The 19,447-nt window shown below is 57.4% G+C and carries 19 protein-coding genes and 1 pseudogene; 12 read left to right on the top strand and 8 right to left on the bottom strand.

The features are described from left to right. The first annotated feature begins 6 nt into the window (after positions 1-6). The 6 genes from ACGSLL_RS25455 (at position 7) to ACGSLL_RS25430 (ending at position 4,026) form a co-directional block, all read left to right on the top strand. Positions 7-303: a hypothetical protein gene (locus ACGSLL_RS25455; protein ID WP_394506946.1), complete on the top strand. Its 297-nt coding sequence runs from the start codon at positions 7-9 to the stop codon at positions 301-303. Between the two features lie 192 nt (positions 304-495). After that, on the top strand, positions 496-1,383 hold the full coding sequence (locus ACGSLL_RS25450) for a hypothetical protein (protein ID WP_394506947.1): 888 nt from the start codon (positions 496-498) through the stop codon (positions 1,381-1,383). Between the two features lie 44 nt (positions 1,384-1,427). After that, positions 1,428-1,676: a hypothetical protein gene (locus ACGSLL_RS25445; protein ID WP_394506948.1), complete on the top strand. Its 249-nt coding sequence runs from the start codon at positions 1,428-1,430 to the stop codon at positions 1,674-1,676. A 368-nt stretch (positions 1,677-2,044) separates the two neighbouring features. Continuing rightward, positions 2,045-2,416 carry a hypothetical protein gene (locus tag ACGSLL_RS25440; protein WP_394506949.1) on the top strand — a complete coding sequence of 124 codons (372 nt, stop codon included), beginning with the start codon at positions 2,045-2,047 and terminating at the stop codon, positions 2,414-2,416. 202 nt (positions 2,417-2,618) lie between these two features. After that, positions 2,619-3,311, top strand: coding sequence for a transposase (locus ACGSLL_RS25435; protein ID WP_394506950.1), 693 nt, complete (start codon positions 2,619-2,621; stop codon positions 3,309-3,311). A gap of 253 nt (positions 3,312-3,564) precedes the next feature. After that, positions 3,565-4,026, top strand: a complete 462-nt coding sequence (locus ACGSLL_RS25430; protein WP_394506951.1) for a hypothetical protein — start codon at positions 3,565-3,567, stop codon at positions 4,024-4,026. A gap of 153 nt (positions 4,027-4,179) precedes the next feature. On the opposite strand, the gene ACGSLL_RS25425 is transcribed toward ACGSLL_RS25430, so the two are convergent. Then, positions 4,180-5,223 carry an LLM class flavin-dependent oxidoreductase gene (locus ACGSLL_RS25425; RefSeq protein WP_208937775.1) on the bottom strand — a complete coding sequence of 348 codons (1,044 nt, stop codon included), beginning with the start codon at positions 5,221-5,223 and terminating at the stop codon, positions 4,180-4,182. Between the two features lie 203 nt (positions 5,224-5,426). Between ACGSLL_RS25425 and ACGSLL_RS25420 the strand changes: the two are divergent. Beyond that, a pseudogene (locus tag ACGSLL_RS25420) lies at positions 5,427-6,515 on the top strand (HAMP domain-containing protein); the annotation flags it as partial. Positions 6,516-6,605: 90 nt separating this feature from the next. Beyond that, the gene (locus tag ACGSLL_RS25415) at positions 6,606-7,373 is read left to right on the top strand and encodes a methyl-accepting chemotaxis protein (protein ID WP_394508384.1); all 768 of its coding nucleotides are present in this window, start codon (positions 6,606-6,608) and stop codon (positions 7,371-7,373) included. A gap of 141 nt (positions 7,374-7,514) precedes the next feature. Here the strand turns inward: ACGSLL_RS25415 and ACGSLL_RS25410 are convergent, their stop codons facing one another. After that, positions 7,515-8,000 carry a flavin reductase family protein gene (locus ACGSLL_RS25410; protein WP_090284134.1) on the bottom strand — a complete coding sequence of 162 codons (486 nt, stop codon included), beginning with the start codon at positions 7,998-8,000 and terminating at the stop codon, positions 7,515-7,517. Between the two features lie 323 nt (positions 8,001-8,323). On the opposite strand from ACGSLL_RS25410, the gene ACGSLL_RS25405 reads away from it, so the two are divergent. Next, entirely contained in the window at positions 8,324-9,730 is a 1,407-nt protein-coding gene (locus tag ACGSLL_RS25405; RefSeq protein ID WP_394506952.1) for a purine-cytosine permease family protein, read from the top strand. Positions 9,731-9,762: 32 nt separating this feature from the next. Here ACGSLL_RS25405 and ACGSLL_RS25400 read toward each other — a convergent pair whose 3' ends face one another. Then, positions 9,763-10,005 carry a hypothetical protein gene (locus ACGSLL_RS25400; protein WP_394506953.1) on the bottom strand — a complete coding sequence of 81 codons (243 nt, stop codon included), beginning with the start codon at positions 10,003-10,005 and terminating at the stop codon, positions 9,763-9,765. On the opposite strand from ACGSLL_RS25400, the gene ACGSLL_RS25395 reads away from it, so the two are divergent. Continuing rightward, positions 9,998-11,098, top strand: coding sequence for a polyamine ABC transporter substrate-binding protein (locus tag ACGSLL_RS25395; protein WP_394506954.1), 1,101 nt, complete (start codon positions 9,998-10,000; stop codon positions 11,096-11,098). The two genes, ACGSLL_RS25400 and ACGSLL_RS25395, sit on opposite strands and share 8 nt — an antisense overlap. Before the next feature lie 123 nt (positions 11,099-11,221). On the opposite strand, the gene ACGSLL_RS25390 is transcribed toward ACGSLL_RS25395, so the two are convergent. Together ACGSLL_RS25390 and ACGSLL_RS25385 are read right to left on the bottom strand one after the other, a co-directional pair. Continuing rightward, positions 11,222-12,196: a TerC family protein gene (locus tag ACGSLL_RS25390; protein WP_394506955.1), complete on the bottom strand. Its 975-nt coding sequence runs from the start codon at positions 12,194-12,196 to the stop codon at positions 11,222-11,224. 122 nt (positions 12,197-12,318) lie between these two features. After that, positions 12,319-13,107 (bottom strand): AraC family transcriptional regulator, encoded by a 789-nt coding sequence (locus tag ACGSLL_RS25385; RefSeq protein WP_394506956.1) that lies wholly within the window; start codon positions 13,105-13,107, stop codon positions 12,319-12,321. 82 nt (positions 13,108-13,189) lie between these two features. Here ACGSLL_RS25385 and ACGSLL_RS25380 point away from each other — a divergent pair, with 82 nt between their 5' ends. Further along, positions 13,190-14,188 (top strand): bile acid:sodium symporter family protein, encoded by a 999-nt coding sequence (locus ACGSLL_RS25380; RefSeq protein ID WP_394506957.1) that lies wholly within the window; start codon positions 13,190-13,192, stop codon positions 14,186-14,188. Positions 14,189-14,277: 89 nt separating this feature from the next. On the opposite strand, the gene ACGSLL_RS25375 is transcribed toward ACGSLL_RS25380, so the two are convergent. Then, a complete protein-coding gene (locus ACGSLL_RS25375) occupies positions 14,278-14,877 on the bottom strand; it encodes a LuxR C-terminal-related transcriptional regulator (RefSeq protein WP_394506958.1) in 600 nt (199 codons plus the stop codon). A gap of 113 nt (positions 14,878-14,990) precedes the next feature. Here ACGSLL_RS25375 and ACGSLL_RS25370 point away from each other — a divergent pair, with 113 nt between their 5' ends. After that, positions 14,991-16,622 carry an ATP-binding response regulator gene (locus ACGSLL_RS25370; protein ID WP_394506959.1) on the top strand — a complete coding sequence of 544 codons (1,632 nt, stop codon included), beginning with the start codon at positions 14,991-14,993 and terminating at the stop codon, positions 16,620-16,622. A gap of 33 nt (positions 16,623-16,655) precedes the next feature. Here ACGSLL_RS25370 and ACGSLL_RS25365 read toward each other — a convergent pair whose 3' ends face one another. Then, positions 16,656-17,828, bottom strand: coding sequence for a cystathionine gamma-synthase (locus ACGSLL_RS25365; RefSeq protein ID WP_394506960.1), 1,173 nt, complete (start codon positions 17,826-17,828; stop codon positions 16,656-16,658). Then, complete coding sequence (locus ACGSLL_RS25360) at positions 17,825-19,201, bottom strand: pyridoxal-phosphate dependent enzyme (RefSeq protein WP_394506961.1); 1,377 nt, start codon at positions 19,199-19,201, stop codon at positions 17,825-17,827. Before ACGSLL_RS25360 ends, ACGSLL_RS25365 begins: the two co-directional genes overlap by 4 nt. Positions 19,202-19,447 lie beyond the last annotated feature (246 nt).

The raw sequence follows: 19,447 nt of genomic DNA, 5'->3' as shown, positions 1-19,447 counted from the left end.
GGATAAATGGCACAGACCCTGAGGGATCCGCACAAATCTACTCCAGGCTCTGCGCCTGATGAGGACAAATGGGGACAGGCCACGTTTAGAAAACACTCCAAAAACGTGGTCCATCCCCGTTCCCATTCTTTGCAGAAACATGCCAATAATCCCAGCGCTACTCAGTTTATGGACGCAAGGACAGGGCATATCAATGTAATTCAAGAAGTTGAAGGGAAGCTGATCCGAATTATTGTGCCAAGAGACAAAATGAAAATTATTTCCGTTCGTCCAATTAAATTTAACCAAGTTAAAAGTTATTAGGTAAAAAACGAATGGGGACAGACCACGTTTAGAAAGTACTCCAGAAACGTGGTATGACCCCGTTTCCTCTCCTCCCCAAGGAGAAAGGGGGACAGACCACATTTAGAATGTAAACCGAAAACGTGGCCTGTCCCCGTTTACCTGGTTCAGTATCTTGCAGACTTGATACTGCCGGAGAATTACGACCCGGACATGCCGGGAGCCGATCAGGCCAAAGCTAACCTCCTGGCAATGTCACAACTGATCGCGGTGCTCTCCGCCGTAGTTGCCGACACCGACCCAAATATCGCAGCAAACATCGCGGCGACTGCGACGCAATACAATTACCTTTCACACTCGGACCTTGAGCGGGCTGCGCACGAGTTGTCCGCTTGTGGCAATGACGCGGCCTGTGCCAATACGAAATACGCGGAGTATCACGACCTTAGTCAGAAGCAAGACATTCAGGCGGTTGCTCAGTGTGCGGCGAACCCCGCCAACTGTGACAATCTTTCGAGACTTGTCGCTGAAGCCGAGGCGAAGGCGCAGCAACTGAAAGACTTGGCAGCTTCCGCATCCCCTGAAGCTGTCCAACTCTTCAACCTGTTGATTGCAGAGAACTTTGGATTCCAGAATATGCTGGCGGGTATCACCGCAGGGCATTCCGTCGCGGCAATCGCGGACACTCTGGTTAAGACGTTCAGAATGAGCCGGGAAGTGGCGATGGCTACCGCTGAAGGTCTCGTGACTGCAGCGTCTACAATGGGTCCGCTAATCAAGACGACCGCAGGCGGAAAAGGTATAGTCAAGGAAGGCGCAGGCGAAATCGCTGGTACCGCAAAAAAATTCTCAATTGCGGATCGCGTATTTGGCCAGCTCAACGACCCTCGAATGGGTCAGCTTGCAGGAAAGCTTGACGCCGACACATTGCAGATACTTGCCAATAATCCCAGCGCCACTCGGTTTATGGACGCAAGGACAGGGCATATCAATGTAATTCAAGAAGTTGAAGGGAAGCTGATTCGAATTACTGTGCCAAGAGACGAGATGAAATTATTTCCGTTGGCCCAATTAGACCTAACCAAGTTAAAAATTTATTAGGTGAGGGCGATTTTGTCCCGTTACCTTAAGTTCGCGGAGGACTTATGGCTTCAATTCATATTGAGGAAATTCAAAAAATCTTGTCTGGGCAAGGCAATAAAGATGCCTTGCCAAATCAAGCTAATGGGGAGGGTTATTTTGTAGAAATTAGATTGGACAGTTCTACTCGCAAGGCATCTAGGGATGCTGATGAAGAGTATAAGAATAAAGTAATAACTCTGGATTGCCCCTACGGCACAGTAGTTATTTTGTGTGATGAGGAAGGACAGTTAAAATCAATTGAATTAAGTTAGCTGCACTCAAGTGACTTTCCCAGCACCGGCCTTGCGCCGGTGTTTGTTGCACCCTGTTTGCCCTCGGGTAGCACCTTTCCTGCACTCAAGTTGCACTCGAAAGCTAAAGGGGGACAGACCACATTTAATGTAATTGACTGCAATAATACGTAAAAATTTGCCGTCACAAACAAATGGGGACACAAACAAATGGGGACAGACCACTTTTAGAAAGCACTCCAAAAAACAAATGGGGACAGACCACTTTTAGAAACCACTCCAAAAAACGTGGTCTTTCCCCGTTTCCTTGTCCCCGTTTCCTCCTTCAGGGTGTGAAGGGGGCTGTCAGCAACTAAAGATGGGCTTAGAGAGTTTCTGAGGAGACTGCATTGATCAAGGTTATGAAACAAATAAATAGTATAAACGCGTCCGGATATGGAAGTTTTATTCCCGGTATTGATCATGAGTTTTTAGGTGTTGGTATTTATCAGTTAAGTTTTGGGATCGACACTTTCAGGATTTTTCGATGTGGATTTTCGATTTTGTCAAAAGGACTGGAGAAAAACGTTTATTTTAAAAATATTAAAAAAATAAGGAGTCATTTAAATGCGTCGATATTCTCAGAGGCGTCTCAGGAAAGAAAATTTGATATTTTACTTCCATTAGCTATAGAGGCATCGGATGATGAGGTTGTAGTCGAGGTTCCGCTACTGATTTATTCGAGGCTTCTGATTGTTTTGAATGAAATGCGTGACTTGTAGGGCTTAAAGACGGTCAGGCCACGTTTAACGGGTGCGAGAAATCGGGACAGACCACGTTTAGAAGTAAAGGAAGTAAAGGGGAAGTAAAGGGGGGGCAGACCACGTTTAATGTAATTGACTGCTATAATACGTAAAAATTTGCCGTCATGTTTACCTTTCGGCCCGCTAAGCTTTCAGTTCGACCAATTGAAAGGATTCATCGATGCCGCGTAGAGCCCGAGTTTTGATACCAGGCGTACCGCTCCACTTGATTCAGCGAGGAAACAATAAATCTGTCTGTTTCTTTACCGAAGAAGATTACCTTTTTTATTTGGAGACTTTGGTCGAGCAGGCTTCTAAAAATTATTGTGATATTCATGCGTGGTGCTTAATGACCAATCACATTCATTTGTTAGTCAGTCCTCATAATGCCAACAGCGCAAGCCTACTGATGAAAGGTGTCGGGCAGAGATACGCCCAATATATAAATCGTACGTATAGTCGCAGCGGGAGCTTGTGGGAAGGCTGGTATCGTTCTTGCCTTGTTGAGAATGAACGATATTTGTTGTGCTGTTATCGATACATCGAAATGAATCCCGTCAGAGCTAAAATGGTAAATCATCCGGCAGAATATCGCTGGTCAAGTTACCGTGTTAACGCACAATCAGAGCGATCACACATTGTTACCCTTCATGCTCAGTATTTGGCGCTGGGAGGGCAGGGCCGGCAACCGGCAGATGCTTATCGCGAACTGTTCAAAAATGACTTAGAGTCAGGATTGGTTGACCAGATTCGTGACGCGACCAATGGAAATAATGTTTTTGGCAGTTCAAAGTTTGCTATTAATGTTGAGGCAATGATCGGTCGATGTGTGCAGCGAGGGAGCCCGGGACGGCCGAAAAAACCAACAATTTAACGGAAAACGTGGTCTGGCCCCGTTTTCGCTCCCGGGAAGGTGCCTCCAAAGCTTGAGGCATTCACCAATCCCCCCCAAAGCCCGGTAACTCCTTTAACGTGGACAAGTAAGCCAGGAAAAACGTCAGGGAGTATTATTTATTTTCCGCCGGATACGGATCCATCAGCACCGGGAAGTACGTATATCCGATTAATGCCTGCTGGCTCCGCTCCTGTTCCAAGCTTGGAGAGGGGTTATTGGATCTCGGTGAAAAATGGGCAACCGATTAACCCGGCGACAGGCGGAACCGGCACGAAAGGACAAACACATCTGCCTTTGGCACCTGATACCTTTCCGCCAAAAAGATGAGGTGGTAATAATGATTGAGCAGAGAGATTTGGCTGAGTTTAAATCAGCAATTCTTACAGGCGTGATTGTCGGAATAGGATCGTTTGTTCTGATTTTTGATAATAGTGTGTCAGTGCTGATCCAGTGCCCCTTCGCCTGCGGTGATGAGGGAGCGTTGAAATATGGGCACGGCGAAAATCTTCATAGTGCTGTCGTCCTTTTTGAACTATTGAATCGTCGTGTGAAAGAGACGGGTTTAGAAAAAGGAGAAAAGTTGGTAATAACGTTTGATGATCGTAAGTTGCTTGAGATAATTCCTGAGGAAAATGGTTTTGAATCTTATGTTCTCACAACTCGACATGGAATTTGTCCCGTTTCGATCAGTTAGGAGGGCTGGAGGGTAAATGGGGGACAGACCACATTTAGAATGTAAACCGAAAACGTGGTCTGTCCCCGTTTACCCCTTTTCCCTGCCGTGCTGAACTGAAAAGCCCCGAACTGTTCGGGGCTTTTTTATCTGGGGCAAACAATCAGCAGTGACTCAACGAAACGCCGGCACCACATGCTTGATAAACAACTCCAGCGACTTCTTCTTCTCCGCATGCGGCAAGCTGTTGTCACACCAGAAACTGAACTCATCCACGCCCAGTTCCTGGTAGTACTTGATCCGCGGAATGATTTCTTCCGGCGTACCAATCATCGCCGTCTTGTGCAGGCTTTCCAGTTCAAATTCCGGGCGTCCGGCAAACTTCTCTTCCGGGCTCGGCGCGAGGAAACCGTTGACCGGGGTTTGCTTGTTGCCGAACCACGCGTCGAAGGTGCGGTAGAAACGCGAGATGGCTTTGGCGCCGACTTTCCAGCCGTCCGGGTCGTCGGCGGTGTGCACGTGGGTGTGACGCAGCACCATCAGTTGTGGGCGCGGTACGTCGGGGTTGTTGTCGAGTGCGGTCTGGAATTTGTTTTTCAGGTCGACGACTTCTTCGTCGCCTTTCATCAATGGCGTGACCATCACGTTGCAGCCGTTGGCCACGGCGAAGTTGTGCGAGTCCGGGTCGCGGGCGGCGATCCACATCGGCGGGTTCGGTTTCTGGATCGGTTTCGGCACGCTGGTCGAGGTGGGGAATTTCCAGATGTCGCCGTCGTGGGCGTAGTCGCCTTGCCACAGGGCGCGGACCACCGGGACCATTTCGCGCAGGGCCTGGCCGCCGCTGGAGGCGGGCATGCCGCCGGCCATGCGATCGAATTCAACTTGATAGGCGCCGCGTGCGAGGCCGACTTCCATGCGGCCGTTGCTGATCACGTCGAGCAGGGCGCATTCGCCGGCGACGCGCAGCGGGTGCCAGAACGGCGCGATGATGGTGCCGGCGCCGAGGTGGATGGTGGTGGTTTTCGCCGCGAGGTAGGCCAGCAGCGGCATCGGGCTCGGCGAGATGGTGTATTCCATGGCGTGGTGTTCGCCGATCCACACGGTGCTGAAGCCGCCGGCCTCGGCCATCAGGGTCAGTTCGGTGAGGTCTTCGAACAGTTGGCGGTGGCTGACGCTTTCGTCCCAGCGTTCCATGTGGATGAACAGGGAAAATTTCATGACGCTACCTCGAGTCTTTTGTCATTGGCCGGTCGCTTGCTGGCCTGTCGAACTGCCGTGAGCGCTGAACGCTCGCGAGTTTTATCACCCATCAGGCACGCCTTCGAGGACGGCTGGTCGGTTGATTGAATATTGGTATACCATAATACGGGATATCCGCAAAATATTTCTGACCGACACTTCGAACAAGGAAGGCGCAACAGATGAACATCAAACAAAAACTGACCATGGCATTCGCCGTGATCGCCAGTCTGCCGGTGTTGCTGGTGGCGGCGCTGATCATTCTCAATGTCCGCGATGGGGCGCGGGACAATTTCGTCGACAGCACCGGACGCGAAGTGCGTCAGGTCGAAAACGCGATGCAATTGTTCTTTGAGGGTATCAGCCAGAACGTCGCTTATCTGGCCGAGCATCCGCAATTGCAGAGCATCGACGGCAGCCTCAAACGCTATCTGAGCAGCGACGCCGCGCAAGTGCCCATGGGGCCGCAGGATCAGCAGTTGTTCAAGCTGTTCGCCGGGCTGGCCAAGGCGCATCCGGCGTACACCTATCTGTCGCTGGGCACCGAGCAGGGCGGTTACCTGTTCTGGCCGGGCGATGCGCAACTGGCCAATTACGACCCGCGCACGCGGCCCTGGTACAAAACGGCGATGGCCAATCCCGGCAAAACCTTGCGCACCGAAGCCTATTACTGGGCGGCCGATGATGTGGTGCTGGTCAGCACCGTGCGCAGCTTCAACAACCAGTTGGGCAACAATGCCGGTGTGGTAAATATCGACGTTTCGCTCAAGCAACTGACCGATCTGGTCAAGCAGATCCGCCTCGGCGACAGCGGTTATCTGCTGCTGATGGAGGCCAACAACACCGTGTTGGTCGATCCGAGCGATCCGGCGCACAACTTCAAGAAACTCACCGAGCTGGGTGATGGCTACCGGCAACTGGCCGAAGCGAGCAAAGGCCTGGTGGAGGTGGAACTGGCCGGCGAGCGCTACATGGCGCTGGTCTGGCCGTCCGAGGCGCTGGGCTGGCGGTTTGTCGGGCTGGTCAAAGCCAGTGAAGTGATGGCCGGGGCCACGCGGCTGACGTGGATCATCGGCGTTATCGCTGTCGTCTGCGCGCTGCTGTTTGCCATGGCCGGGGCGTGGTTTGCCGGGTTGATGGTCAAGCCGATACGCGGCGTCGCCAGTGGTCTGGAAGGCATTGCCCAGGGCGAGGGCGATCTGACCGCACGCCTGGAAGTGCGCGGGCAGGACGAAACGGCGCAACTGGCCGGCTGGTTCAACCAGTTTCTCGAAGCGATCCGCACCTTGATTCAGCGCATCGGCCAGGCGGCGGGGCAGATCCACAGCAGCTCCGGCAGCGCCACGGAAGTCTCGGCGGAGATGGCCGAAGTCGCGTCGCGTCAGCGCGAGGCGGTGGACATGGTCTCGACCGCGTTCCACGAAATGGTCGCCACTTCCAATGAAGTCGCGCGCTCCTGCAGTCAGGCCGCAGACTCGGCAGACAACGGCCAGCGTCAGGCCCACACCGGGCAGCAGCAGATCGATGCGGCGGTGAGCAGTGTCGGCCGTCTGAGCGAGGAAATCGGTCACAGCGCCGAGTCGATGCAGCAACTGGAGCAGGACAGCAACGACATCCAGTCGATCCTCGGCACCATTCGCTCGATCGCCGAGCAGACCAACCTGCTCGCGCTCAACGCCGCCATTGAAGCGGCGCGGGCGGGCGAGCAGGGGCGGGGGTTCGCGGTGGTGGCCGATGAAGTACGGGCGCTGGCAAAACGCACCTCGGATTCAACCGGCGAGATTGATGCGCTGCTGGGCAATCTGGCGCGGCGTACTCATCAGATGGGCAAGCAGATGCATGCCAGCCTTGAGGTGTCGCAGGAAACCGTGGTGTCGATCAACGAGGCGCGGGCGAGTTTTGAATTGATTCGCGAGTCGGTGGATGTGATCCGCGACATGAACACGCAGATCGCCACGGCGGCGGAGGAACAGCATCAGGTGGCCGAGGATATCAATCGGCACATCAGCCAGATTCATGGCGATGCGCAGTTGGTGGCGAGTCTGGCGGATTCGACCCGTGAGGATGCGCAGAATCTGACGGCGCTGTCGCAGACGTTGAATCAGTTGGTGAGCCGGTTTCGTACGTAATCAATAACCATCAGACACCGTATAAACCTGTGGGAGCGAGCCTGCTCGCGAAGAGGGAATGTCAGGCGACATCTGTGTTGAATGACATACCGCTTTCGCGAGCAGGCTCGCTCCCACATGGAATCCAGAGCGGACTCGAAATCAAACCAGCACCGGCAAAGCCCCCATCTTGCCGTGGCAATACACCAGCGGCCCGGCCACTTGCTCGGGCACGATCAGGTTTTTCACTGCGCCGACCATGATCGCATGGTCGCCACCTTCGTATTCGCGCCACAGTTCGCACTCGATCACCGCCGTCGCATTGGCGAGGATCGGGTTGCCCAGTTCGCTCAACGTCCACTCGATGCCCTGCGCCTTGTCCTTGCCTTTACGGGCGAAGGCGTAGGCTTCGCTTTGCTGGCCGCCAGACAGAACGTGAATGGCAAAGCGCTTGTTCTTGATCAGCACCGGGTAGGAGTCAGAGCTGTAGTTGGGGCAGAACAGCACCAATGCCGGGTCCATCGACAGCGAGCTGAAGGCGCTGGCGGTCAGGCCGACGATCTGGCCGTCATCGTCGAGCGTGGTGATCACGGTGACGCCGGACGGGAACGAGCCCATGACTTGTTTGTAAATGGCAGCATCGATCATTGGTCATTCCTCGGGTTTGTGCAGCGGTTTTTATTGAATTAATGGTCTGATGGTATACCAGTAATCTGAGTTTGCAAGCGCTTTCAAGCTGAACCGATAAACGTGCCGCGTTCGTCGGAAACTCAGTGTTTACGGGGCTTTCAGCTGGCTTGACAGCGCTGCTATGGGCGAGGATGGCGTATCAGATGGCGCGTTAAATCACGGATCAGTCTTGTGAAAAGTTTGGAATACCATAATATGGTCTGCATCTGAGGGGCGACCATAGAGTCCCCCCGGTTTGGCTTCATACAAAGATAAGAACAGACAAACTCGAGTTCATGCATATGTCCCAGATGTCCCGGCAAGATCCGTTGATCGAGAATCACACGGTCGATTACGTCCCACTCGCGGAACGCCACGGGAAGGCCCGCGACCTGTTCACCCTTTGGTTCAGCACCAACATTGCGCCACTGCCCATCGTCACCGGCGCCATGGTGGTTCAGGTGTTCCATCTTGATTTGTTCTGGGGGCTGCTGGCGATTGCGCTGGGGCACATGATCGGCGGCGTGGTGATTGCGCTGGCGTCGGCCCAGGGCCCGCGCATGGGCATTCCGCAGATGGTCCAGAGTCGCGGCCAGTTCGGCCGTTATGGCGCGCTGCTGATCGTGTTTTTTGCCGCGCTGATCTACATCGGTTTCTTCATTTCCAACATCGTCCTGGCGGGCAAATCGATCGTCGGTATTGCGCCGTCGGTGCCGGCGCCGCTGAGCATTCTGATCGGTGCATTGGCGGCCACGGCGATCGGGGTGATCGGCTACAACTTCATCCACACGCTAAACCGCATAGGCACCTGGGTGATGGGTGGCGCGTTGCTGGCCGGCTTCATTTACATCTTCGCCAATGACTTGCCCGCAGACTTCTTTACTCGCGGCAGCTTCAATTTGTCCGGCTGGCTGGCAACGGTGTCGCTGGGGATCATCTGGCAGATCAGCTTCTCGCCGTACGTGTCCGATTATTCGCGCTACCTGCCGGCCGATATCGGCATTGCCAAACCGTTCTGGGCGACTTATCTGGGTGCGACGCTGGGGACCATTCTGTCGTTTGCCTTCGGCGCCGTGGCGGTGCTGGCGACCCCGGAAGGTACCGAAGCGATGTCGGCGGTCAAGCAGTCGACCGGTTGGCTGGGGCCGATCCTGATGGTGCTGTTTCTGCTCAACATCATCAGCCATAACGCGCTGAATCTGTACGGCGCGGTGCTGTCGATCATCACCTCGATCCAGACCTTTGCCAGCCAGTGGACGCCAAGCATCAAGGTGCGCGTGGTGTTGTCGAGCGTGGTGCTCGCCGGTTGCTGCGTGGTCGCGCTGGGCGCTTCAGCGGATTTCATCTCGCATTTCATCGGGCTGATTCTGGCGCTGTTGCTGGTGCTGGTGCCGTGGGCTTCGATCAACCTGATCGACTTCTACCTGATCAAGCGCGGCTGCTACGACATCAGTTCGATCTTCCGCGCCGATGGCGGGATCTACGGGCGCTTCAACCTGCACGCAATCATTGCCTACTTCATCGGCATCATCGTGCAGTTGCCGTTCGCCAACACCTCGCTGTACGTCGGGCCTTACGCCAATCTGGTTGAAGGCGCGGACTTGTCCTGGCTGGTCGGCCTGGTGGTCACCGTGCCGCTGTATTACTGCCTGGCGACCCGTGGCCAAACGCAGCAGAGCAGGGCGGCAAAATTGGGTTATACCGACTAAGGTGACTGATACGGCTTAAGTTGATCCGCTGTTCAATCAATGCCCGGCCCTGTGCCGGGCATTGTCGTTTGCGCATCCCGGCGGTCATCGAAATTGGCCATATCGATCCCCTTTTGGCCGATGCCCCACTGTGATCCCTTGGCACTCTCGGCAAGAATCAAAGCCACAACGAAACGCTCGACCTTATTACCCTTGGCCGCCATTTTGGCCACTGCCGTGTACAGAACATAAAAACCATCGAACTCACGCCGCTTTTGGGGAACAACCATGGTCACGATGAAACGTATTCTGGGTGCCACCGTGTGTGGGCTGACGCTGTTGGCCAGCGCCGTCCAGGCCGAGCAACGCGAACTGCGCGTCTACAACTGGGCCGATTACATCCTGCCCGCCGTGCCCAAGGATTTCGCCGCGCAAACCGGCATCAAAGTGACCTGGGACACCTTCGACACCAACGAATCGCTGGAAGCCAAATTGCTCACCGGCAACTCCGGTTACGACTTGGTGGTGCCGTCGAACCAGTTCCTCGACACGCAGATCAAGGCCGGTGTGTTCCAGAAACTCGACAAGTCGAAATTGCCGAACTGGAGCCACCAGGACCCGGAACTGTTGAAACTGCTGGACAAGAACGACCCCGGCAACCAGTACGGTGTGCCGTACATGGTCGGCACCGTGTTGATCGGCTTCAACCCCGCCAAGGTCAAAGCGGCGCTGGGCGACAACGCACCGGTCGACAGCTGGGACCTGGTGTTCAAACCGGAGAACATGGAAAAGCTCAAATCCTGCGGCGTGGCGATGCTTGATTCGCCCTCGGAAATCCTCCCGCTGGCGCTGCACTATCTCGGTCTCGACCCGAACAGCCAGAACCCCGCCGATTATGAAAAAGCCAAAGCGCTGATGCTCAAGGTTCGCCCGTACGTGACCTATTTCAACTCGGCCAAGTACATGACCGACATCGCCAACGGCGATATTTGCGTGGCCATCGGTTACTCGGGCAGCTTCTACCAGTTCGGCAACCGCGCCAAAGAGGCGGGCAATGGTGTGGTGGTCGACTGGCGTTTGCCGAAGGAAGGCGCGCCGATCTGGTTCGATACTTTCGCCATTCCGAAAAGCGCGAAGAACGTCAACGAGGCCCACGAATTCCTTAACCACTTGCTCGACCCGAAAGTGATCGCGCCAATCAGTGATTTCCTCGGCTACCCGAACGCGAACAAGGATTCGCTGGCGTTGATCAACAAGGAAATCACCGACAACCCGAACCTGACGCCGACCCCGGAAGCACTGAAAAAACTCTACGTGGTTCAGCCGTTGCCGCAGAAACTCGAACGCGTGCGGACCCGTGTATGGACCAGCATCAAGTCTGACAAGTAACAATCACCGCAATCCAAATGTGGGAGCGAGCCTGCTCGCGAAAGCGGTGTGTCATTCAACTTCGATGTTGACTGGTCCGACGCCTTAGCGAGCAGGCTCGCTCCCACAGGGTTTTGTGGTGTGTCATTCGGTGCTACGTTCAGCATTTCGGGTGATGACAAGGCTCAGCAACACCGAGCCCAGAATCACCGCGCCCACCACCGCCAGCGACCATTCCACCGGCATGTGGAACCACGGCATCAGCACCATCTTGCCGCCGATGAACACCAGCACGATGGCCAGCCCGTACTTGAGCAAATGAAAGCGATCAGCCATGTCCGCGAGCAGGAAGTACAGCGCGCGTAATCCCATGATCGCGAAGATGTTCGACGTGAAGACAATGAACGGGTCGGTGGTCACCGCGAAAATGGCCGGGATGCTGTCGACCGCGAACATCAGGTCACTGGCCTCGATCAGCACCAGCACCAGAAACATCGGCGTCGCCCAGCGCACACCGTTCTGCACGATGAAAAACCGCTCGCCGTGAAAACCACTGGTGATGCGCATGTGATTGCGGACCCAGCGCAGCAACGGGTTTTTATCCAGGTCCGGTTGCTGCTCGGCAAACACCAGCATCTTGATCCCGGTGATGATCAGGAAAACCCCGAACGCATACAGCAGCCACTCGAACTGCGACACCAGCCACACCCCGGCAAAGATCATCACCGCGCGCATCACGATCGCCCCGAGTACCCCGTACAACAGCACCCGTCGCTGCAATTCCGGTGGCACGGCGAAGTAGCTGAAGATCATCACGAAGACGAACATGTTATCGATCGACAGCGATTGCTCGATCAAATAACCGGTAAGGAATTCAAGGGTTTTCTGCCGGGCGATCTCGCCGCCGAACTCGCCGTGCAGATACCACCAGAGCAACCCGGCAAAGCTCAGCGCCAGCAGACACCAGGCAATCACCCAGGCCAGCGCTTCACGCACTGACACCCGATGCGCCTTGCGCCCGCCAAACACGAACAGGTCGAGTGCCAGCATCGCCAGCACAAAAACGATGAAGGCGCCCCACATCCACGGTTCGCCGATATTGAGGTTGGTCGCTGGCATGTCACGCTCCCTGTCGATGGGCTTGAGGTCAGACAGGGCCATGCTAACGACGGATTTATGCGCAGGAAAAATCGTTTATTTCTGGGCAATGGTTCGAGAAAAACGAAGTGTCGGAGATTTACCTAGCGGAAAAACTCCCCCGGCGTCTGCCCGAACTGCTGCCGAAACGCTGCAATGAACGCCGACGTCGAGTCATACCCGCACGCCAATGCCACATCGGTCACCCGTTCGCCTTTTTCCAATGGCGTCAGCGCGCCGAGCAGGCGCAGGCGTTGGCGCCAGGCGCGAAAGGTCAGGCCGGTGTCGCGCAGGAACAGGCGGGTGAGGGTTTTTTCGGTGACGCCGAATTGCTCGCTCCAGTGACTAAGGGTGGTTTGTTGTTCCGGGTGTTGTTCGAGGCTCTGGTAGATCTGCTTTAAGCGCGGGTCTTGTGGCAGCGGCAGCATCAGATCGATTGGCGCTGCCTCGGCCAGTTGATCGAGGATCACTTGCGCCAGACGCCCGTGGGCGCCGTTCTCGTCGTACTCAACCGGCACCTGACTGAACGCACGGATCAGTTCACGCAGCAGATCGCTGACGGCCAACACATGGCAACGTTCGGCGGCCCAGGCCGAAACGCTGCAATCGATGTACAGGCTGCGCATCTCCGTGTGCGGCGCGCTGAAGACCCGATGCGGCACGCCGGCGGGAATCCACACGGCGCGTTCCGGCGGGGCGACGAAGCGCCCGGCGCTGGTCTGCACTTCGAGCACGCCTTGAATCGCGTAGGACAACTGCACCCACGGGTGAATGTGGCGGCGGGTCAGGGCGCGATTGGGCAGCGATTCGGTTCTGCCGTATAGCGGCCGCGGCAGGCTGGGCAGCCCGGGAATGCTGCGGCGAACGCTGTTGGTCTGTCCTTTAGGCGGCATCTTGCGACTCTTAGGCGTTAGTCGGTAATTGCCAGTCACGTTAGAGTCGTCGGCAAGCACTGGCAACCCCCGGATGACTATCATGACGCGCCCCCGTTTTTTACCCGACAACTTCACCCTGACGCTGATCGGCGTGGTCCTGCTGGCGAGTTTTCTGCCGGCCAGCGGCCAGGTTGCGGTCGGTTTCGGCTGGCTGACCAACCTCGCCATCGCGCTGCTGTTTTTCCTGCACGGCGCCAAGCTGTCCCGCGAATCGATCATCGCCGGTGCCGGCCACTGGCGCCTGCATTTGCTGGTGTTCGGTCTGACCTTCGTGCTGTTTCCACTATTGGGGCTGGCGCTCAAGCCTGTGCTGTCACCGTTGATCGGCGACCAGCTGTACATGGGCATGCTGTATCTGTGCGCGTTGCCCGCCACGGTGCAATCGGCGATTGCCTTCACTTCGCTGGCGCGGGGCAATATTCCCGCGGCGATCTGCAGCGCGGCGGCGTCGAGTCTGTTCGGGATTTTCCTGACGCCGTTGCTGGTCACGCTGTTGCTCAACGTCCACGGTGATGGAGGTTCGACGCTCGATGCCATCGTGAAAATCAGCGTGCAGCTGCTGCTGCCATTCATTGCCGGACAGATCGCCCGCCGCTGGATCGGCGCCTGGGTCGGGCGCAACAAGAACTGGCTGAAGTTCGTCGATCAGGGCTCGATTCTGTTGGTGGTCTACGGCGCGTTCAGCGAGGCGGTCAACGAGGGCATCTGGCAACAGATTCCGTTGTTCGAATTGCTCGGGCTGATCGTGGTTTGCTGCATCCTGCTGGCGCTGGTGCTGCTGGCGTCGATCCTGCTTGGCAAGGCGTTTGGCTTCAATCAGGAGGACCGCATCACCATTCTGTTCTGCGGATCGAAAAAGAGCCTGGCCACCGGCGTGCCGATGGCGCAGGTGCTGTTCGCCGGCAGCACCATCGGCGTGCTGATCCTGCCGCTGATGCTGTTCCATCAGATCCAGTTGATGGTCTGCGCGGTGCTGGCCCAGCGTTATGCGCGGCGGCCGGAATCGGTGCCGGAGCTGATGGCTCAGGTCGATCCCTGAGGGCTGCGCCTCAGACGATATCGTCGATCAGTTGAAGGGCGGTATTGCAGCTACACGTCGATTGCTTGTAGGCGGATGACAAGCTGCGCCTACACCAGCCCGACATACTTCACCGCGGCGGCAGCACGCGAAGGCACATCGAGGACGCGTAATAAACAAGACACGTGAATGCGCACCGTGAAGGGTGAAATGTCCAGTTCACGGGCGATTTCCTTGTTGGTCTTGCCTTGCGCGATCAGCCGTAAAACCTCCTGCTGACGAGGGCTGAGGGCGCTGGCGGGTTCCAGCGGCAGCAAGCCTGACGGCGCAAACTTCACCAATACCTCGCCCGCGCGGATCGCCAGAATCGCCTGTCCGATTTCATCCGGGGCGATGTTCTTGCCGATAAAACCGTCAACGCCCGCGCTCATGACCTCGCTGATCAGCGCCTGGTCATCGACCATCGATACCACGATCAGCGTGGTGCGCGGCAAGCGTCGGCGTAGTTCGGTGAGTTGGGTAATGCAGGTCAAACCCGGAAAACGCAAGTCGAGTATCAACGTGTCCGGCTCGCTACCCAGCAATGCGGTGACAGCGTCGAGGTCTCCCGCCTCCTCGATGGTCGCCTCGGGCAGCAAGCGCTGCACAGTGCGCACCATCGCTTCGCGAAACAGTGGGTGATCGTCGGCTATGATGATCCGGCATGCCATGGCGCGACCCTCCCTGGGTCAAGCGTTAATCAAGGCTGGCACCTTAGCATCGGACGCGAAGGTTGCCTGTAGGCTGCTTCCGAAACTGACGAACGCTGCACAAGGACGTTTACATGAAATTCGAGAAAAACACCGAACTCGATCAAGCCAATCTGCGCATTATCATCGCGGCCATCGCCGTGGTTTACATGGTCGTATTGAGTTTTCTGCCCGGCCATCGCGTCGATACCTACCTGCCGGTCATTACCTACATCAGCCTGTTTTTGCTGGTTTCCATCGTGTTCCGTCAGGCCATTGCGCGCTGGCCCGGGCATTATCCGGCGCGGCGGATTTTTGCCATGATCCACGATTACACCGGCACCTGTTTCGGTCTGGTAGTCGGCGGCGAAGCCGCGCTGCCGTTGTACGCGGTGATGGTCTGGGTCAACCTCGGCAATGGCATGCGCTATGGCTCACGCTATCTGGCGGTCGCCACCGGTCTGGCGTTGCTGGCGCTGCTGGCGGTCTATCGCCTGACGCCGTACTGGCAGGCGCAACCGTTCATGGTGCTGATGCTGATGATCACCAGCACCGTGATCCCGTTTTACGCCCACCTGTTGCTCGAGCGTACGCGCAAGGCATCGGAGGAGGCCGAGGCGGCCAATCTGGAGAAGTCACGTTTCCTGGCTCAGGCCAGTCACGACCTGCGTCAGCCGATTCATTCCATCGGACTGTTTACCGCGTGTCTGCGCGAGTCGCGCCTGGGCGATGACGAGCGGCGGCTGGTCGATAACATCGACCGTTCACTGCTCAACGTTTCGCAGTTGTTCCGTTCGATCCTCGACCTTTACACCCTCGATAACGGCCGGGTCGAAGCAAAAATGCAAACGCTCAACCTCGGTGAATGGCTCGCGGACATCGTCCGCCAACATCAGGAAGCGGCGCGTTGGGCGGGTGTCGAACTGCGTTTGCGTCCCTGTCACCACTGGGTCAGAACCGACCCGGCGCTGCTGGCGACCATGGTGCAGAACGTGCTCTCCAACTGCTTCAAATACGGCGCGCAGCGGCCGGTGCTGATCGGTGTGCGTAAACGCGGGGCAGGGCTGGCTATCGTCATCCATGACTGCGGCAATGGCATTGCCGAAGAGCATCTGCACAAGGTGTTTGAGGAGTTTTATCGGGTGCGGCAGGTACGCGACAAAGATGTCGAGGGTGTCGGGCTGGGCCTGTCGATCATCAAGCGTCTGGGTGAACTGATCGATGTGGACGTTGCTCTGCGCTCGCGGGTAGGGTGCGGCACGGCGATGACTCTTGCCGGATTGCCAATCGTAGCGGCGCCGCAGTCACGGCTTGTCCGTGGTGAAGTGCGGCAGGTGGGTTTGTTGACGGGGCTGAAGGTGTGCCTGGTGGAGGATGATCGCAACGTGTTGCTGGCGACGTCGACGCTGCTCGAGCGTTGGGGCTGTGTCGTTCAAGCCGAGTGGTCGGCCGAAAACCTGGTCACCGACTGCGACATCCTTGTCGCCGACTATGACCTCGGCACCCACGCCACCGGCATCGAATGCATCGATGAAGTGCGCAGGCAGCGCGGTTGGGCGGTGCCTGCGATGATCATTACCGGCCACGACGTCGAAAGGATTCAGGCGGCTTTGCACGATCGGCAGATTGCGATTCTGTCGAAACCGGTGCACCCCGCCGAGTTACGCACGACGCTGCGCGGGCTGCGTGATCGACGAGGCGAATCCGCCGAAAGCGTTCTGACGTAAAGTCTGGTCTGCAGGCTTCACGTCAGTGCAGAACTAGATATTCGCCAGTGCCCTGGCCAGGTCGGCCCGCAGGTCTTCGACGTCTTCTACCCCGACCGACAGCCGCACCAGCCCATCGCCGATCCCCAGTTTCGCGCGGGTTTCGGGCGGAATGGTCGCGTGGGTCATGATCGCCGGATGTTCGATCAGACTTTCCACGCCGCCGAGACTTTCCGCCAAAGCGAAGATCTGCACGTTCTCGAGAAAGCGCCGTGCACCGGCGAGATCGCTGTTAAGGTCCACGGAAATCATTCCGCCGAAACCGCGCATCTGCCGTTTCGCCAGTTCATGTTGCGGGTGAGACTTCAAGCCTGGGTAATGGACGCGTTTGACCTGCGGCTGTTGCTCGAGCCACTGCGCCAGATCCAGCGCATTGCTGCAGTGGCGTTCCATGCGCAGCGCCAGGGTTTTCACTCCGCGCAAGGTCAGGAAGGCATCGAACGGCCCGGAGATCGCCCCGACCGCGTTTTGCAGAAAGCCGAGTTTCTCCGCCAGTTCGGCGTTCTGCCCGACCACTGCGATACCGCCGATCACATCGGAGTGGCCGTTGAGATACTTGGTGGTCGAGTGCAGCACGATGTCGAAGCCCAACTCCAGCGGGCGCTGAATGTACGGGCTGGCGAAGGTATTGTCGGCCACGCAGATGATCCCGCGGGCGCGGCAGATGCGGGCGATAGCGGCCAGGTCCGACAGGCTCAGCAGCGGGTTGGTCGGTGTCTCGACCATGACCATGCGCGTGTCGTCCTGCAACGACGCCTCGAATGCCGACAGATCAGCCAGATCGACAAAACTGAAGCGGTGCCCGGCGCTGCGCTGGCGGACCTTGTCGAACAGGCGGAACGTGCCGCCGTACAAATCATTGCCGGAGACGATGTGCGAACCGGCATCAAGCAATTCCAGCACGGTGGAAATTGCCGCCAGCCCCGAGGCAAAAGCGAACGCGCGGGTGCCACCTTCAAGGTCCGCCACACAGCGCTCGAGGGCGAAGCGCGTCGGGTTGTGCGAGCGCCCGTAATCGAAACCCTTGTGCACGCCGGGGCTGTCTTGCAGATAAGTGGAGTTGGCATAGATAGGCGGCATCAGCGCGCCGGTGGTCGGGTCCGGTTGTTGCCCGGCGTGAATCACCCGGGTCGCGAAGCCTTGGGATTTATCGTCGGGCTGACTCATGCAAGGGATCTCCGTAATTGGTTGAGCATGTCGGTGCGGGTGATCAGGCCATGAAAGCCCGTTGCATCGGCGATGATCGCGACGAGGCCACGGCTGAGCACTGCTTCCAGCTCGGCCAGCGTCGCGCCGGGGGCGAGGGTTTGCAGCTTGTCGGTCATCACGCTGGACACCGACTGGCTGAAGCGCGCGGCGTCTTCGTGCACCGCCATGAGGATGTCCGATTCATCGATCACCCCCACCAGTTGTTTGCCTTCGACCAGTACCGGCAGTTGCGAAACATCGGCCAGGCGCATGCGCTGGAACGCGGTCAGCAGGGTGTCGTCGGGGCCGACGCTGATTACCCGGCCGTCCTCGAAACGCCGGGCGATCAGGTCGCGCAAATCGCCGTAGCCTTTGCGTTGCAGCAGGCCCTGATCGGTCATCCACTGGTCGTTGTAGACCTTCGACAGGTAGCGCGTGCCGGTGTCACAGACGAAACTGACCACGCGTTTCGGCTCGGTCTGCTCGCGGCAATAACGCAGCGCGGCGGCGAGCAGGGTGCCGGTAGACGAACCACCGAGAATGCCCTCGGCCTTGAGCAACTGGCGCGCGTGATCGAAGCTTTCCGCATCGCTGATCGAGTAGGCGTGGCGCACGCTGGAGAGGTCGGTGATCGACGGGATGAAATCCTCACCGATGCCTTCAACCGCCCATGAACCGGGCGTCGGCAGGCTGCCGTCGCGGCTGTATTGCGCCATCACCGAACCGACCGGATCAGCCAGCACCATCTCCAGATCCGGTTGCACCCGTTTGAAGAAACGGCTCAGGCCGGTCAGCGTACCGGCCGAACCGACGCCCACCACAATCGCATCCAGATCATGTTCGGTCTGCGCCCAGATTTCCGGCGCGGTGCTGCATTCATGGGCCAGCGGGTTGGCCGGGTTGTTGAACTGATCGGCGAAAAATGCGCCGGGAATGTCTTTCGCCAAACGCGCGGCGACGTCCTGGTAATACTCGGGATGGCCCTTGCCGACATCGGAGCGGGTGATGTGCACCTCGGCGCCCATGGCCTTCAAGTGCAGGACTTTCTCGGTGGACATTTTGTCCGGCACCACCAGTACCACCCGGTAGCCCTTGGCGCGGCCGACCAGTGCCAGACCGAGACCGGTGTTGCCGGCTGTCGCCTCAACGATGGTGCCGCCCGCTTGCAAACGGCCGTCGCGTTCAGCGGCATCGATCATCGCCAGACCGATGCGATCCTTGATCGAACCGCCGGGGTTTTGCGATTCGAGTTTGAGAAACAGCGTGCACGGGCCGGTATCGAAACGAGTGACCTGAACCAGCGGAGTATTGCCTATCAGCCCAAGCACGGCAGGGCGTGAATCCTTTGACATTTCTTCACCTCTTGATGGTGTTGATCGCGTTCCGGTCGCGAAGAAAGACTCGCGTGCAACATAGGCTCAGCGCTCATCCGTCGCAACCCTTAGTCCTGCATTGGTGCAGCCGGTTTGATCTAACGATAGAACGAAATCCGCGTCGTGCCGCACGGGCCCTGATCGTTCCCATGCTCTGCGTGGGAATGCAGCCGGGGACGCTTCGCGTCCCATAACCTGAAGATCGCAGCCTGCGACAGCTCCTGC

The sequence above is a fragment of the Pseudomonas retamae genome (assembly GCF_043496865.1).
GTDB classification, from domain to species: Bacteria; Pseudomonadota; Gammaproteobacteria; order Pseudomonadales; family Pseudomonadaceae; genus Aquipseudomonas; species Aquipseudomonas retamae.
This window is presented reverse-complemented; position numbering and strand designations above follow the sequence as displayed.